Here is a 14,179-nt window from a genome sequence, read left to right as displayed (position 1 = left end):
AGCAGGCATGCGGCTTGGGAGGCGATTCCGGCAGCAGGTAAGCAATCATCTAAATTATTTTCATTTTTTTTCAAAAACACCCTCAAGTTCCCGTTGCAGCTGCCGTTAATCTAGACAAGCGGTAATCCATTCACTAGTTACGGGTGTGCTCATGACCTCCAACGACGTTCTCTCGATGTATGAAAATATTGCAGGAATGACCAATAAAATGGTCGTGGCCGCACGTTCGAGCGACTGGGATGGCTTGGATACCCTGGAAAACCAGTGCGCCAGCGCCGCCAGCGCGACCATGACAGGCAAGGTGCCCGCCCTGGCCGGCGCCTCGCGCCTGCGCAAGATCGACTTGCTCAAGCAAATCCTGGCAAATGACCGCGAAATCCGCAGCATCACGGAACCGTGGATGACGCAGCTGCCGAGCGCCATGCAAGGTTCGCGCGCCCGCATGTAAGAAACTTGCCACACCAGAAACGACAAAAGCACCTGCGGGTGCTTTTTTTACGTCTGCCTCCGTGCCAGGGAGCGCGCCATCTGCGGCACCAGGCGAGGAGGGGAAATTTGGAAGGCGAACCCCAGGTATCTCCTGGCGTCGCCTCGCTGCCGGTTGCATCCGGCGTTCGCGAGCACATCGTCGGCATCGCAAACCGCTTCCAGACCCAGGCGTTTATGCAACGCTACACCTGTTTGCCGCGCCACACTATCGTTGGTGACTGCGCCAGGCTGGGACTGTTTTATCGTAGAGCAAGTCCACTGAATTAATCATATCACCATCTTTAAGAAATAAGCAACGCGATTGGCAAGCGTTTCCATGTATTTTTTCAATATCTTTTTTTATATCAAATTGTCGTGCCGCCTTGCATCGCGTTAACGCGAGAACGGCTCCGGTTCCGGCTCGGCCTCTACCCCGCCTTCCACCGCTTCCGTCAGCACGGGCACATCCTTCTTCTTGCGGCTGAAGGGCTTGCGCAGCAAGACCCAGTATTTCGACGGCGCGCCCGGCCCGGCCGCCTGCTTGCGCTTGCGCGCGACATACACGATGACCGCCGTCAGCAACAGGAAGACCAGAGTGCCGATACCGAGCCACAGCAAGCCATTGCCACCCGCCGCCTTCTCGCCCGCTGGCGGCACCAGGGGCTTGGGCTTGGCATGCGGCACCCGCGCCTCGGCCGGCGCGGCAGCAGGCGCAGCGACGGCGGCAGCGATGGCAGGCTGAGCCAGCGCCTTTTGCAAGGCGCCGAGCTTGCCTTCCAATTCGCCGAGCTTCTCATTCAAAGCCGCGTTTTTCTCATCCAGCGCAACGCACGCTTGCGCCTGCTCCACATTGGCCTGCGGCGCGCAAGCGGCGACGGGCGCCGTCGCGCGGCGCAACGGCGACGGACGCAGCGCGGGTACAGCCGGCGCGGGCGCGGCCGGCGGCACGAACGCGCGCGCCGGGCGCACGAGGCCCTCGGCGCGCGCGCGGGCCGCCAGCGCGGCGGCATCGGGTGACGGCGCACCGGCCGCAGCCCGTGGCAGCGGTGCGGATACGGGCGCAGGCAACGGAATCGCGGGCCGGACTGGCGCACTGACGGCAGCGGCAGCAGGCGGGGCCGCTGCCAGCCACACGGTGCCCAGGCGCACGACGGCGCCATTGCCACTGCCCAGCAACAAATACAGATGCACATGGCCCGCCTGGATCGCTTGCCGGGTACTCACGCGCACATAGTGGCGCCCGCCGCGTTCCAGCGGACTGATCGTCAAGGTTTGCAAGGCCGGATCCATGCCGATGCCGCCACCGCGGTACACATCGGGCGAAGCCAGGCGCACGGCCACGCCATTGGCTTCCTCGGGCGCCAGGGCCGTCAGTTCGATTTCGGCCAGCAGCGGCTGGCCCACATGCGACAGCACGGCCATCTCGCCCAGTTCGGCCGCCATGACGGGCGGCAAGGCCAGGCTGGCGGCGGCGCACGCGATCAGGGACCAACGGGGAAGACTGCTGCTCTGCATGGACTGATCACTTTGATAACAGGATAAATAAGGGGAACTCGCCTGTCTTTAACGGCAGGAAAACGCAAAAATATAGATAGGCCAGGGTAAAAATGATGCATTACAGCATCATCCTGTGCCTTTTTTGCGCCTGGAGTACACTCGATCCACCTCTATCGATGAAAGGGATGTCATGAGTAGCAGAATCGAACGCGACAGTTTCGGCCCGATCGACGTACCCGCCGACCGGCTTTGGGGAGCGCAAACGCAGCGCTCGCTCGAGCACTTCCACATTTCCACGGAAAAGATGCCGCCCGAACTGATCGCCGCCCTGGCCACCATCAAGCGCGCGGCCGCCCACGTCAACCTGGACTTGGGATTACTAGATGGCAAGAAAGCCGTGGCCATCACGCAAGCGGCCGACGAAGTGCTGGCCGGCAAGCACGACGCAGAATTCCCGCTGGCCGTCTGGCAGACGGGCTCTGGCACGCAAAGCAATATGAACATGAACGAAGTGCTGGCCAACCGCGGTTCCGAGCTGATCGGCGGCTTGCGGGGTGCCGAGCGCCTGCTGCACCCGAACGACGACGTCAACCTGGGCCAGTCCTCGAACGATATCTTTCCGACCGCTATCCACGTGGCCGCCGCCCTGGCCGTTGCCAACACGGTCTTGCCGCCGCTGCGCCAGCTGCGCGCCACCCTGGATGCGAAAGCCACGGAATTTGCCGACATCGTCAAGATCGGCCGCACCCATTTGCAGGATGCGACGCCGCTGACCCTGGGCCAGGAATTTTCCGGCTACGTGGCGCAACTGGACTTTGCCGAGCACATCATCATGGCATCGTTGCCGCCGCTGCTGCAGCTGGCCGCCGGCGGCACGGCCGTGGGCACAGGCTTGAATGCCCACGTGGAATTTGCCGGTCGCATCGCGCATGAACTGGCGCGCCTGACGGGCCAGCCGTTCGAGACGGCCAGCAACAAGTTTGCCGCCCTGGCCGCCCACGATGCGCTGGTGGCCGCCCATGGCGCGCTGAAAACCCTGGCCACGGCCCTAATGAAAATCGCCAACGACGTGCGCTGGATGGCCTCCGGCCCCCGTTCCGGCCTGGGCGAAATCACCATCCCCGAAAATGAGCCGGGCAGCTCCATCATGCCCGGCAAGGTCAATCCTACCCAGTGCGAAGCGCTGACCATGCTGTGCTGCCAGGTCTTCGGCAACGACGTGGCCATCACGGTGGGCGGCGCCTCGGGCAATTTCGAGCTGAATGTCTTCAAACCCTTGATTGCGCACAACTTTCTGCAAAGCGCGCGCCTGCTGGGCGACGGCATGCGCAGCTTCGACGAGCATTGCGCCCACGGCATCGCGCCGAACCGCGAACGCATCGCCGAACTGATGGAGCGTTCCTTGATGCTGGTCACGGCGCTGGCGCCGCACATCGGCTACGACAAGGCGGCGCAAATCGCCAAGCAGGCCCAGCATGAAGGCACGACCCTGAAGGAAGCGGCGCTGGCCCTGGGCTTTGTGACTGACGAGCAATTCAGTGCCTGGATCGTGCCCCTGGAGATGACGCGTCCCAACAAAAGCTGAGGCTGCACCCTGCATTGCTGGCGGCTTCAGGTAAACTAGGGATTAGTTGAGGTCGTCATCAAGTGTTTAAAACACATCATTGCAATAAGGGATACAATGCAAAAAGTAAGCTTTGATTTAACATCCGAGTTCGTCGAGCTGAACCAGCTGTTGAAGCTGGTCGGCCTGTGCGACAGCGGTGGCGCAGGCAAGGTCATGGTCGATAGCGGCGTGGTGAAGGTCGATGGCAAGAAGGAATTGCGCAAGACCGCCAAGATCCGCGCCGGCCAGGTCGTCAGCGTGGGCGATATCCGGATCACGGTCGTCGGCCCCGCTTGATGCCGGCATGGGGCGCGAAAGCAGCCCCATGCTTCCAGCCATCACCGCTGCCAGCCGGCTGCCTGGATCAAGCTGCAACATGTCGTTATTGCCAGATAAATATCGATTGCAGAAGGGAAGCGCCATGGACCATCCCGAACAAGGTACGCGCAGCCAGGAACGCCTGATCGGCGACTTGCGCCAGGTAATAGAAAACGCGGAAGAATTGCTGCGTAACACAGACAAATACACCAGCAGCCTGTACCAGGGCGCGCGCGCCAGGCTGGAACTGGCCCTCGTCGCTGCCACGGCCGAGCTGGCCCGCTTTGAAGAAGAACAAGTGACGCGCATGATGGACGCCACCCTGGCCGCGAATACCCTGTACCGCGATCAGACAGGCGAAGCGCGCGTGCTGCGGGCCTTCGAATAACAACGCCTGACAAAACCGTAGCGAGCGGAAGGAAGTTGTGGTTGAGAAGCGCAACTGTACGAAGGTACAGTGAGCATCGCAGACCGCAAATTACGACGCGTAGTAGGTTTTGATAGGCGTACTAAACCGTCAGGTCGTCAATACCGCATGCGCCAGCCACTGGCGCAAGTATGCGGCCAGGTCAAATGCCGGATCCAGCTCGAACGCCGCATCGAGCGCGGCGCCAAAGGTCTGCCCCTGCTGCAAGGCCAGCAATGCCGCATGCGCGGCTGCATCCAGTACCAGCACCTGCGCCTTCCAGCGCGTCCGGCATACCAGCGCGTAGCTGGCCACCTGCATCTCTTGCGGAAACATCCCCTGCCCTTCACCATCCTGATGCGCCTGCCATAGGGCTGCCACCTGCCAGCCGGACGCCAGCAAAACGCAAGCGGGATGCAAGGTAAAACGCCGCGCTTCCAGTTGATCGGGATGCAGGGCGGCCAGCGCCTCTGGCGCCAGGCCCTGCGCATCGGCTGCGTAATGTGCCAGGTGCAAAGCCCATTCCAGGCGCGCCATGTCCGGCAGATAGGGCAACTCCGCCACGGGCGGGAACACAGCGAGAAAATCGGCGAAACGGGCACCAAACTGATTCAAATCAGCGCTATCGGATGGCATCTTCCGGCCATACGCGTGCGCCAGGCCGCCAAAGAATTCCTCCCCCACCAGCGCCAGCACGACGGGGTAGACCTGGCTCAGCGTGCGGCGCCAGTTGGCGCCCAGGCTGCCGCGGTACAGTGAAAAGCGCTGCGGCACCGCGTCTCCCGCGAACGGCGGCAAGGCTGCCGCCGTATCCAGCAAGGCTGCGGCAAACGCTTGCTGGCCAGCCGCCAGCGCGTCGAGCGGCACTGGCGCTGGCGAGGACGGCAGCGCCGCTCCCTGCCATGGCGTCTGCGGCACATGCCGCGCCAGCATGGCCTGCGCCTTGTCCGCCTCGCCCAGCAGGATATCCAGCGGCGGTAGATCCGTATCCCATTCGACCAGGGTGGGCACGGCGCCAAAGCGCAGCAAGGCGGCCGCATACAAGTCCCAGACGGGATCGGCCACGGCGGCGCCATGGTGATCGACCACGGCATGCGGCGTCAGCAGATGGCCGCCCAGGTGCAGCTCACCCACGCTGCCCGGCGCAATGGACTGCATGGCCGTCAAGGCGTCTTCGCCGTGGTTGCACTGGTTCACATACAAGTTATTGATATCGAGCAGCAGGCCGCAGCCGCTGCGGCGCGCCAGTTCCGCCAGGAATTGCGCCTCGCTCATGGCATCGTCGGCAAAACGCAGGTAAGTGGAGACATTCTCCAGCAAGATCGGCCTTTTCAGCACATCCTGCACCCGCCCCACTCTTGCGCACAGCAAATCGAGGGCGGCGCCATTCAAGGCCAGCGGCAACAGATCGTTGAGTTGCCGCTGTGCCACGGCGCCCCAGCACAGGTGTTCCGACACGAGGGCGGGCTCGATGCGCTCGGCCACGGCGCGCACGCGCTGCAGGTGCGCCTCGGAAAAACCGCGCGCGGAACCCAGGCCCAGGCCCACGCCATGCAGGCTGATCGGGTAATCCTGGCGCAGGGTCTGCAGCACATGATGATCCCAGCCCGACGGCTGCAGATAATTTTCAGTGTGTACTTCCAGCCAGCCCACCTTGGGCCGGCGCGCCAGGAAGTCGCGGTAGTGCACGGCGCGCAGGCCGACGCCGGCAAGGGCCTGGATGCTCGGCGGCATGGGCAGGCGGCGGACGCTTACGGTTGCGTGGCCGGCTTGGCAGCCTTGCCGGCCTTGATGGGCTTGACGGAACCGCCCGCCTGTTCGCACGTGCCCTTGGCAACATACGTCCATTCCGTGGGCAGGTTGTCCGCTTCCGCCTGGCCGGCGCAGGAATGCGCGCCATCGGACGAGGCGCAATCGTTCTGCCCCGCCTTGGCCACGCCATAGCATTTTTCCTTGTCGCCGGGGGCGGGGCCATCGTGTGCGGCCGCGTTGATGGTGGTACCGGCGCAGATGCCCGCGAGGGCGGCAGCGATGAGAGCTTGACGTTTGTTCATGGTGATTCCTCTTGCACGGGTCAAAGTGATGGCGCGCCCCGGGCTGCGCCATGGGCAACGCGAGGTGGTGGACATCATTTTACTGAATTGGCCGCGCCATGGCGAACCATGGTCAATTAGTCAATTTACAGAAAGGAAGGGAAGGCAGGAAGACAGACAAAAACGCCCACTCGCACCGTCGATGACGGTGGTGTGGGCATAGCGATGGCGAGCGCCAGACCGGCGCCGCGGGACTGCGCTCAGGCTGTCGTGTTGATGCGGTTACCGAGGTGGGCCGGCAGGCTCGGCGCCGACTGTACCGGTGGCAGCGCTGCCAGCAAGGCTGTGGCAGTCGAGCTTTGGATATCCTGGGCTTTTTTCAGGACAGTCAAGCCGACGGCTTGCCGCGTGCCTGTCTCCGCCATCGTGGTTGACAGTTGAGCAATGCTTCCGACGTCCATACGTTTCTCCAATGAGGTTCTACCCTTGTTAACGGATGCCGCCGGCAAACCTTTAGCTTATTTTTCCAATCTGTGCAGCAGCCAGGCCAATACATGCTCGCGCGCATTCAAGTCCAGCCATGCTACACCCTCGCGCAAATCGGCCGGCGCCGGGCTGTCGGACGCGACGGCGACCACATGCGGGTCGTGCGGATACAGGGGCGCTTGCCCCACTTCCGGGCGGAACACTTCCAGCTTGGGGATGGGGTCCGTCTTGAAACCTTCGACCAGGGTCAGGTCTGCCGGTCCCATGCGGGCCAATTGCTGCGCCAGGCTCGGTTCCGGCGCGCCGCGCAGCTCATGCACGATGGCAAAGCGGTACGGCGACGCCACCAGCACTTCCGCCGCACCGGCCAGGCGCAGGCGGGCGCTGTCCTTTTGCGGCGGTTCCAGCGCCAGGTCATGGTGGCTGTGCTTGACCAGGTTGACGCGCAAGCCGCGCGCCGCCAGTTCCTTCACCACAAATTCCAGCAGGGTCGTCTTGCCGCTACCGGAACGGCCGATCACACCAAGTACCGGGTGTGCGGGCATCGCATCGTGCATGGTCACTCCTTGATTGAGAAGGAATGATTATACGCAGCCCCACGGGCGCCACCGCCTGGCGCAGGCGCCGTGCATTGCCCACCTCATCGCCCAAGTCAAGCGCCTGTGGATTTTCCGCCATTCCCGGCGCTGGCGGACGCCGGCTTGCCGCCCTGCCGCCGGCGCCTGTCCACCGTCCTGCCCGCCGTTTTGCTCGCAGTTTTATTATTCACCGCCTGCGCATTCCTGGCCATGCGCGCCAATTGCCGATGGGCGGCGATCGCGCCCGCCTCGGCATCGGATTGGGACGGGGCGGCGACAGCGGCGGCCACCTCACCATCAGACGGGCGGGCGGGCGCCAGCGGCATGAAATCCTGCGCCCGCACATCCGCCTCCCATGCGGCGCGCTGCGCCAGCACGACGGCGGGCACGGCAGGCGCCGCGCGCGGCTGCGCCAGGGTCAGCACGTTCCCCAGGCCACTGGCGGCCGCCACGCGCGCGCCCATCTGGGGCAAGGCGCCATCGGCGGCGCGGCAAAAGCGCTGCAGGATGGTCTTGATGATCGACGTGTGGTCGTATACCTCGTGGCTGACGCTGCCCGGCGCGATCAGCGGCGACACCAGCAGCATGGGCACGCGCACGCCGTACCGGCGAAACGCGGGGTCGTCGTCGATGGCGGCGCCAGGCGGCACATGGTCGAAAAAGCCGCCATGTTCGTCATAGCTGAGGACGAGCAAGGTACGCGCCCAGGCCGGTCCGCGCGACAGGGCCTGGTAGACCTGCGCCACGAGCGCCTGGCCGGCGCGGATATCGGCCGGCGGATGGTCGTCATTCTCAAAGAAATGCGGATCGATCCAGCTGACTGAGGGCAAGGTGCCCGCCAGCGCATCGCCGATGAAACCATAGCGGCGCGCGCTCGAGCCAAACGGTTCGTACCACTCGGACGAGCGGTAATGGTCATCCGTCAGGGCCAGGCTCCAGGGCTTCCAGGCGGAATAAAATTTCCAGCTGACCTGGGCACGCTCGAGGTGGCGTACGAAGGACTTGTTCGCATACAGGGGCACGCGCTTGCTGTCCTTGCTGCCGGCCGCCTTGCCGCTGAGCGCATACAGGCGGTTGGGCCAGGTAGCGCCCGGCACGGAACTGTAGCAGCGGTCGCAGACGCAGAACTGCTGCGCCAGGAAATCGTACATGGGCAAGTCGGCGCCATTGTAATAACCCATCACCAGGTCGATATCGAGGTCGCCCGGATGCGTTTGCGCATAGTCGCCGACAAAGCCGCCGTTATTGTTTTGCAATTGTTGCGCCACCGACATACCCGTATGCGACGGGTCTTGCTGCGGCCCGAAGGCCGTGCGCCGCAAATGGTGCACGGGGTAGGTCACGCCCGCATGCAGGTTGGCATGGCTGGCCTGCAAGCCGTCGATGTCGGCGCGCCCGCCTTCCAGGCTCAGGTAGCCGAGCATGTGGTCAAACGAGCGGTTTTCCATCATCAGCACGACGATATGGTCGATGCGCGCCAGGTTTCCAGGCACACCCACATCAAGGACACCCTCACCAGCTGCGGCAGCAATCATCGGAACTCCCCGGCCGCGCACACGGTCGCAGCGACCCTGGTTCGACCAGGCCTGGCCAGTATGGTTCAGCGATGGCGGTCCGGTCTTGATGCGCAACAACTCAATACGGCACGCGGTAGCGGTAGCCCTTGAAACTGAAGATGGCTGTCTTCGGCTGCAACTTTTCCAACACCAGGCCGGGCGCCAATTCCTCGCCTTCGTGGCGCAGGACCTTGTCGATCAACAACAGGCGGTCAGCCGGATTCTTCGAGTAGATATAGCCGCCGATGGCGACCGGGGGGATTTGCCGCTGTATCGGCTCTGGCAAGTCGCGCATGCCGGGCACCGTCTCTTCGGCTGACGGCGCGGGCGCGGGCATGGCCGGCGCCGCAGCGGGGACGGCAGCAGTCGCCTGCCCTGGCGACTCTTGTTTCGGCTCCGGCACCGGTCTGGCATGGTGCACGGGGGCGGCGGTGACCGCCGCCGGCACGGGGGGGACTTGCGCGACGGGAACTGGCGCAGGCGCGGGAGCCGCTGGTGGCGGAGCTGCCGGCATCGGCGCGGGCACGGCCTGGGCCAGCACGGCTGGAACGACAGGAATCGCCGCAGGAGCGTTGGCCGCCGCTTGCCAGGGCTGCCACAGCAGCAGCGCGGCAGCCACGGCCACCGTCACGCCGCCCAGCGCCAGCCAGACGGGCGCGCGCCGAGCCACGCCGGACGCGGCGGTGTCGTGCAGCTGCACCTGCGGTGCGTGGATCGACGGCAACTCGCCCAGCTGGCGCTCGGCTTGTGATTTTTTCAGTGCTTCAAGTATGTAGGACATCTTATTTCCCCGCCACCAGCGCCGTCGCAGCGGGCGCCGCCACGGCAGGAGCTGCGCTGCTCAGGCGCGGCTCCGAATTGTCACCCAGCTGCATCAGGCGCATGAATGTTTTCGGGCCTGCCAGGCCATCGGCCCGAAGGTTCTGGCGCTGCTGGAAGGCGCGCAACAGGCCTTGCATCTCGGCATCTAGCGGCAGATTGGCCGCCGGCGCCGGCAAGCCCTGCTGCTGCGCCAGGCGCTGCGCCAGCCAGTCCACGTCGGCGCCGCGGGCACCCAGCGGCACTTCGTCGCGCCAGTTGCGCGGAGCGCGCCAGAAGGTCGTGAAACTGCCATCGCTGCGCTGCGCCAATTGGGCCAGCGACAGGCTTTGCTGTTTGCCATCGAGCATCAATGTGGCGGTCTCGTCCTGCAAGCGCGTCAGCAGCGCCAGCTGTTCCACACCCTGCGCACCGCGCAAGGCCAGCATGGCGGGACGGTCCAGCACGCGCAGTTCGGCGATGCCGCCCCGGCTGTGCAGGCAGCGCAGGCCGGCGCGGGCGCCCGCCTGGCAAGCGTCGCCGGCCGGCAACTGCTCGCCCCACAGGCTGGCCAGCTGGCGCAGCACGGCGTTGCGGTCCGGCACGCTGACGGGCGCGGGCGCGGATGCGGCGGCAACCACCACGCTGGATGCGGCCGGCGCAGAGGCTGCCACGGCAGGTACAGCGGACGGGCGCGGCATGAAATGCCAGGCCAGCGCGGCCGTGACCACGGCGCCGGCCAGCACGCCGCCCGTCACGTGGAGCCAGCGCAGGCCCCGTCCGGCAGCCGGCTTGCCCTCTTCCGCAAACACTTCCTCGGCGGCACGGCGCAGGATCTGGCGCGTCACCTGCGGCTGGTTTTCCACGTAGGCGCCCAGCAACGCGCGGTCGCACAGCAGGTTGATGCGGCGCGGCACGCCGTGGCTCATGGCATGGATGGGCGCCATCAGACGCGGCGCGAACGGCGTCTGCGCCGTGCTGCCCGCCACGGCCAGGCGGTGGCGGATATAACTGGCCGTCTCGTCCGCCGTCAGCGACCCCAGGTGATAGCGGGCGATCACGCGCTGCGCCAGCTGCTCCAGTTCCGGCCGGGCCAGCATGGCGCGCAATTCCGGCTGGCCGATGAGGATGATCTGCAGCAGCTTGCGCTCGCTCGTCTCCAGGTTGGTCAGCAAACGCAACTGCTCCAGCACGGCGGCGGACAGGTTTTGTGCTTCGTCGATGATCAGCACATTGTTCTTGCCCTGCGCATGGCTGGCCAGCAGGTGCGCATTGATGGCGTCGACATAGCCTTTCACGCTGGCCACGCCGGGCGCCACGGCGATGCGGAATTCCTCGCAGATCGACAGCAGCAATTCCTCGACGGACAGTTTCGGATTGAAGATATACGCGAGCTGGCAGTTTTCCGGAATCTGCTCCATGAAGCAGCGGCACACGGTGGTTTTGCCGGCGCCGATTTCTCCCGTCAGCAGCACGAAGCCGCCGCCGCTGCCCACGCCATACAGCAGGTGCGCCAGCGCTTCGCGGTGGCGTTCGCTCATGAACAGGTAGCGCGGATCGGGGGCGATCGAGAACGGCGATTGCTTGAGCTGGAAATAATGCGTGTACATGGAGACCCTGCGGATGAAACGATCAAAATGCGCGGCGCCAAGCCGAACCCCTCATCGGGTGCGGGCGGGCGGCAACGGCTTGTATTTGGCGCAATACACTTTCGCCTTGCTACGGAAGTAGACGATTTTACTGCCAGGCACGGAACCACGGACAGGAAAGGCGGAATTGTCGAGTTTATTGAAACGCAGGCCCGAGGCGCCGCGGATGGCGGGTTCCAGCTTTTCCGGCGTCGCGTCCGCCACCACGCCCATGAAGACGAGGGGGCTGGTGTCGTCGCTGACGATCACGTCGGTAATCGGCGCGCCCCACAAGGTGGCGTCCGTGCGGAACCAGTAGGCGCCCCCTTCATGCTTGTAGGCCGGGCCGAAGGCCGTCAGCAAATAGGCATAGAAGGCCTTGTTGTCGATCTGGTCGATGCACAGCACGGCATTGCCCACCACTTGCCCGAACGTGGACGGCGGCGGCTTTTGCTGCGCCAGCACGCCGGACACGGGCACGCCAATGGCCAGCAAGGCGAACGCCGCCAGCAGGGCCGGCGCACGCCACGGGCGCATCAATGCACGGCGCACGCGCATGATCAGCGCTTGCGCTCTTCTTTCTTGACCTTCTTGGCTTCCTTCTTTTCCTTCATGGTCTTGGCCGGTTCCTTCTTGGCTTCCTTCTTGCTGTCCTGTGCCTTGCTCATCATCTACTCCATGCCTGGGCGGAAATGCCTGGGCCATTATGACACTCCCCCATGAAAATGCCACGTCATTTCCCCCATGCAATCAATCCCGCCCGGCAAGCACAGGCAGCGCATGCACTTATTTGCAAAAAGACGTTTGCATTTCTATTTTATTATGTTTTAATACACGAAATTTATAAATAGATATCATTTCGGTGCGGCATGAGCAGCACCGGAAAGCATACCAACTGGGGACAGGACATGGGCCGGCATACGGCGGGACCATGTGTCATCGACTTACAGCCCTCGGCGGAAACAGACAATATGATGAGAAAGATGATCTTGCTGGGCGCGGCCCTGTCACTCTGGGCCGCTGGCAACATGCATGCGGCAGACACGCCGCCGATTCAAGTGGCCGCCTACCAGGCGGCGCCCGCCACCCTGGCCATGCAACTGGCCAGCTTCCAGTCACCGAACGCCAGCCGGCACGCCTCCGGCCCGCATGAACCGGGCACCCATTCGCTGCTGCTGGTCGCCATCTTGCTGCTGAGCCTGCGCATGCGCGCGCGCCCCAGCAGCGAAAAATTCAGTACCTGACGTGAAAACGGCCGCGCAAGGCGGCCGTTCCATCCACACGTCAGCGCACTATCAGTGCAGGCACAGGCGGCGGCGCGTCTTTTCGATCAGCGCCGCATCGTAGGGATACAGGTTCTCGATAAAGAACAATTCCGTTTCCGCCTCGTCTTCCAGGCACATTTCGATCATGACCGGGCCATCGCTTTCGCGGCCCAGGAAATCCTTCGGCCAGCGGTTCTTGCGGTGCGTGCGCATCATTTCCATGCCCAGCGCGGCCAGCGGCGCCGACACGCCGGCGGCCAGCGCCTCTTGCTGCCAGTCGTCCCAGTACTCGCTCTTTGCTGCCTTGTCGTTCATCATGCTCTTCCAACTCAGGTGTAAAAGGCGGACTTTACTCTTCATGGCGTCCCTTGCCAAGCATGCTTACAAGCAATAACGCAACACCAGGCACAGACCAGTCTGAAAAAATTGGCATTAAACAAGGCCAATTTCAATACCATTCACGACGCACAAAAACCCCTTTATTAACAATCACTTGCAATCATTCCCTCGGGCATGGCGCGCCATCGCGCAACGCATTTGCTAATACCACTTAAATACCTGTTGACAAGCCATCTGGGCGACAATATAGTGCCTTCAGCTTTTTCGCCGCCCGACAAATAAAAGAACCGAGACAGGCGCATTCAACCAAACGCGGGACTGCACAACATGATCGAATACATAATCGGCGTCGACGGCGGGGGCAGCGGAACCCGCGTACGCCTGGCACGCCTCGACGGCCAGGAACTGGCGCAGGGACAAAGCGGCCCTTCCGGCCTGGGACTGGGCATCGAACGGGCCTGGACTTCCGTGGCGCATGCCGTCACCCTGGCCTTCCGCGCCGCCGGCCTGGAACAGCCGCCGCTGCAGCGCATGGCCATCGGCCTGGGCCTGGCCGGCGTGCACAACAAGCAGTGGGCCGCCAGCTTCGTCGAACACAATCCCGGCTATGCCTTTGTGGCACTCGAATCCGATGCCCTGACCACCCTGCTGGGCGCGCACGCGGGCCAGCCGGGCGCCATCGTTGCCATCGGCACGGGCAGCGTGGGCGAAGTGCTGCACGCGGACGGCAGCCGCCATGAAGTGGGCGGCTGGGGCTTCCCCTCGGGCGACGAGGCGGGCGGCGCCTGGATCGGCATGCGCGCCATCAACCACGCGCAGCAGGTGGTCGACGGGCGCGTGCCCGGCAGCGCCTTCGCCACGGCCATCATCGATGCCTGCGGCGGCCAGCGCGACGCCATGCAGGTGTGGCTGGCCGCCGCCAGCCAGACCAATTTCGCGCAACTGGCGCGGCTGGTGCTCGAACACGCGGCCAGCAATGCCGTGGCGCGCACCATCCTGATGGATGCGGGGCAGCAGATCGCCCTCATCGCCAGGGCGCTCGATCCGGCTGGCACCTTGCCCGTGGCCCTGTGCGGCGGCCTGGCGGCGCCCTTGTCGAGCTACCTGCCGGCGGACTTATTGCAACTGGTCGTGCCGGCACAGGGCGACTCGGCCGCAGGCGGCCTGCGCCTGATACGCAAGCACTTGCAGGAGCAATGAC

General features: G+C 64.2%; 16 protein-coding genes. 6 read left to right on the top strand and 10 right to left on the bottom strand.

Annotation, left to right across the window (positions count from 1 at the left end):
- Positions 1-196: 196 nt before the first annotated feature.
- Positions 197-448, top strand: coding sequence for a flagellar protein FliT (locus IGS58_RS19080; RefSeq protein ID WP_230522393.1), 252 nt, complete (start codon positions 197-199; stop codon positions 446-448).
- 413 nt (positions 449-861) lie between these two features.
- Here IGS58_RS19080 and IGS58_RS19075 read toward each other — a convergent pair whose 3' ends face one another.
- Positions 862-1,983 (bottom strand): type IV pilus assembly protein FimV, encoded by a 1,122-nt coding sequence (locus tag IGS58_RS19075; RefSeq protein WP_230522392.1) that lies wholly within the window; start codon positions 1,981-1,983, stop codon positions 862-864.
- Between the two features lie 172 nt (positions 1,984-2,155).
- On the opposite strand from IGS58_RS19075, the gene fumC reads away from it, so the two are divergent.
- From fumC to IGS58_RS19060, 3 genes are all read left to right on the top strand, one after another.
- Complete coding sequence (gene fumC, locus IGS58_RS19070; RefSeq protein WP_230522391.1) at positions 2,156-3,550, top strand: class II fumarate hydratase; 1,395 nt, start codon at positions 2,156-2,158, stop codon at positions 3,548-3,550.
- Between the two features lie 96 nt (positions 3,551-3,646).
- Positions 3,647-3,868: an RNA-binding S4 domain-containing protein gene (locus tag IGS58_RS19065; RefSeq protein ID WP_034781865.1), complete on the top strand. Its 222-nt coding sequence runs from the start codon at positions 3,647-3,649 to the stop codon at positions 3,866-3,868.
- Between the two features lie 124 nt (positions 3,869-3,992).
- On the top strand, positions 3,993-4,277 hold the full coding sequence (locus IGS58_RS19060; protein ID WP_034781863.1) for a hypothetical protein: 285 nt from the start codon (positions 3,993-3,995) through the stop codon (positions 4,275-4,277).
- 129 nt (positions 4,278-4,406) lie between these two features.
- Here IGS58_RS19060 and bufB read toward each other — a convergent pair whose 3' ends face one another.
- From bufB to IGS58_RS19020, 8 genes are all read right to left on the bottom strand, one after another.
- Positions 4,407-6,029, bottom strand: a complete 1,623-nt coding sequence (gene bufB, locus IGS58_RS19055) for an MNIO family bufferin maturase (protein ID WP_230522390.1) — start codon at positions 6,027-6,029, stop codon at positions 4,407-4,409.
- A gap of 17 nt (positions 6,030-6,046) precedes the next feature.
- Positions 6,047-6,349 (bottom strand): BufA1 family periplasmic bufferin-type metallophore, encoded by a 303-nt coding sequence (locus IGS58_RS19050; RefSeq protein WP_034781859.1) that lies wholly within the window; start codon positions 6,347-6,349, stop codon positions 6,047-6,049.
- Positions 6,350-6,588: 239 nt separating this feature from the next.
- The gene (locus tag IGS58_RS19045) at positions 6,589-6,789 is read right to left on the bottom strand and encodes a YjfB family protein (RefSeq protein WP_034781856.1); all 201 of its coding nucleotides are present in this window, start codon (positions 6,787-6,789) and stop codon (positions 6,589-6,591) included.
- A gap of 57 nt (positions 6,790-6,846) precedes the next feature.
- Positions 6,847-7,371, bottom strand: a complete 525-nt coding sequence (gene mobB, locus IGS58_RS19040) for a molybdopterin-guanine dinucleotide biosynthesis protein B (RefSeq protein WP_151093090.1) — start codon at positions 7,369-7,371, stop codon at positions 6,847-6,849.
- A gap of 95 nt (positions 7,372-7,466) precedes the next feature.
- The gene (locus IGS58_RS19035; RefSeq protein ID WP_230522389.1) at positions 7,467-8,927 is read right to left on the bottom strand and encodes an alkaline phosphatase family protein; all 1,461 of its coding nucleotides are present in this window, start codon (positions 8,925-8,927) and stop codon (positions 7,467-7,469) included.
- 100 nt (positions 8,928-9,027) lie between these two features.
- On the bottom strand, positions 9,028-9,729 hold the full coding sequence (locus IGS58_RS19030) for a general secretion pathway protein GspB (RefSeq protein ID WP_230522388.1): 702 nt from the start codon (positions 9,727-9,729) through the stop codon (positions 9,028-9,030).
- 1 nt (position 9,730) lies between these two features.
- Positions 9,731-11,356 (bottom strand): ExeA family protein, encoded by a 1,626-nt coding sequence (locus IGS58_RS19025; RefSeq protein ID WP_230522387.1) that lies wholly within the window; start codon positions 11,354-11,356, stop codon positions 9,731-9,733.
- A gap of 51 nt (positions 11,357-11,407) precedes the next feature.
- Entirely contained in the window at positions 11,408-11,932 is a 525-nt protein-coding gene (locus IGS58_RS19020) for a hypothetical protein (RefSeq protein ID WP_176374860.1), read from the bottom strand.
- A 413-nt stretch (positions 11,933-12,345) separates the two neighbouring features.
- On the opposite strand from IGS58_RS19020, the gene IGS58_RS19015 reads away from it, so the two are divergent.
- The gene (locus tag IGS58_RS19015; protein ID WP_139144179.1) at positions 12,346-12,618 is read left to right on the top strand and encodes a hypothetical protein; all 273 of its coding nucleotides are present in this window, start codon (positions 12,346-12,348) and stop codon (positions 12,616-12,618) included.
- A gap of 51 nt (positions 12,619-12,669) precedes the next feature.
- On the opposite strand, the gene IGS58_RS19010 is transcribed toward IGS58_RS19015, so the two are convergent.
- On the bottom strand, positions 12,670-12,957 hold the full coding sequence (locus tag IGS58_RS19010) for a hypothetical protein (protein WP_034759823.1): 288 nt from the start codon (positions 12,955-12,957) through the stop codon (positions 12,670-12,672).
- A gap of 348 nt (positions 12,958-13,305) precedes the next feature.
- Between IGS58_RS19010 and IGS58_RS19005 the strand changes: the two genes are divergently transcribed.
- Positions 13,306-14,178: a BadF/BadG/BcrA/BcrD ATPase family protein gene (locus tag IGS58_RS19005; protein ID WP_176374859.1), complete on the top strand. Its 873-nt coding sequence runs from the start codon at positions 13,306-13,308 to the stop codon at positions 14,176-14,178.
- Position 14,179: the final 1 nt, after the last annotated feature.

Origin of the sequence: Janthinobacterium sp. EB271-G4-7A, assembly GCF_020858075.1 — a bacterium.
GTDB lineage: Bacteria > Pseudomonadota > Gammaproteobacteria > Burkholderiales > Burkholderiaceae_D > Janthinobacterium > Janthinobacterium lividum.
The sequence above is the reverse complement of the archived record's forward strand: the minus strand, read 5'-3'. Positions and strand labels throughout refer to the sequence as shown.

What these genes read in the sequence shown, in the direction of transcription:
- mobB (WP_151093090.1), bottom strand. Translation starts at nt 7,371, where the DNA reads ATGCACGATGCGATGCCCGCACACCCGGTACTTGGTGTGATCGGCCGT.
- IGS58_RS19030 (WP_230522388.1), bottom strand. Translation starts at nt 9,729, where the DNA reads ATGTCCTACATACTTGAAGCACTGAAAAAATCACAAGCCGAGCGCCAG.
- bufB (WP_230522390.1), bottom strand. Translation starts at nt 6,029, where the DNA reads ATGCCGCCGAGCATCCAGGCCCTTGCCGGCGTCGGCCTGCGCGCCGTG.
- IGS58_RS19080 (WP_230522393.1), top strand. Translation starts at nt 197, where the DNA reads ATGACCAATAAAATGGTCGTGGCCGCACGTTCGAGCGACTGGGATGGC.
- IGS58_RS19020 (WP_176374860.1), bottom strand. Translation starts at nt 11,932, where the DNA reads ATGCGCGTGCGCCGTGCATTGATGCGCCCGTGGCGTGCGCCGGCCCTG.
- IGS58_RS19050 (WP_034781859.1), bottom strand. Translation starts at nt 6,349, where the DNA reads ATGAACAAACGTCAAGCTCTCATCGCTGCCGCCCTCGCGGGCATCTGC.
- IGS58_RS19025 (WP_230522387.1), bottom strand. Translation starts at nt 11,356, where the DNA reads ATGTACACGCATTATTTCCAGCTCAAGCAATCGCCGTTCTCGATCGCC.
- fumC (WP_230522391.1), top strand. Translation starts at nt 2,156, where the DNA reads ATGAGTAGCAGAATCGAACGCGACAGTTTCGGCCCGATCGACGTACCC.
- IGS58_RS19075 (WP_230522392.1), bottom strand. Translation starts at nt 1,983, where the DNA reads ATGCAGAGCAGCAGTCTTCCCCGTTGGTCCCTGATCGCGTGCGCCGCC.
- IGS58_RS19015 (WP_139144179.1), top strand. Translation starts at nt 12,346, where the DNA reads ATGATGAGAAAGATGATCTTGCTGGGCGCGGCCCTGTCACTCTGGGCC.
- IGS58_RS19065 (WP_034781865.1), top strand. Translation starts at nt 3,647, where the DNA reads ATGCAAAAAGTAAGCTTTGATTTAACATCCGAGTTCGTCGAGCTGAAC.
- IGS58_RS19060 (WP_034781863.1), top strand. Translation starts at nt 3,993, where the DNA reads ATGGACCATCCCGAACAAGGTACGCGCAGCCAGGAACGCCTGATCGGC.
- IGS58_RS19010 (WP_034759823.1), bottom strand. Translation starts at nt 12,957, where the DNA reads ATGATGAACGACAAGGCAGCAAAGAGCGAGTACTGGGACGACTGGCAG.
- IGS58_RS19005 (WP_176374859.1), top strand. Translation starts at nt 13,306, where the DNA reads ATGATCGAATACATAATCGGCGTCGACGGCGGGGGCAGCGGAACCCGC.
- IGS58_RS19045 (WP_034781856.1), bottom strand. Translation starts at nt 6,789, where the DNA reads ATGGACGTCGGAAGCATTGCTCAACTGTCAACCACGATGGCGGAGACA.
- IGS58_RS19035 (WP_230522389.1), bottom strand. Translation starts at nt 8,927, where the DNA reads ATGATTGCTGCCGCAGCTGGTGAGGGTGTCCTTGATGTGGGTGTGCCT.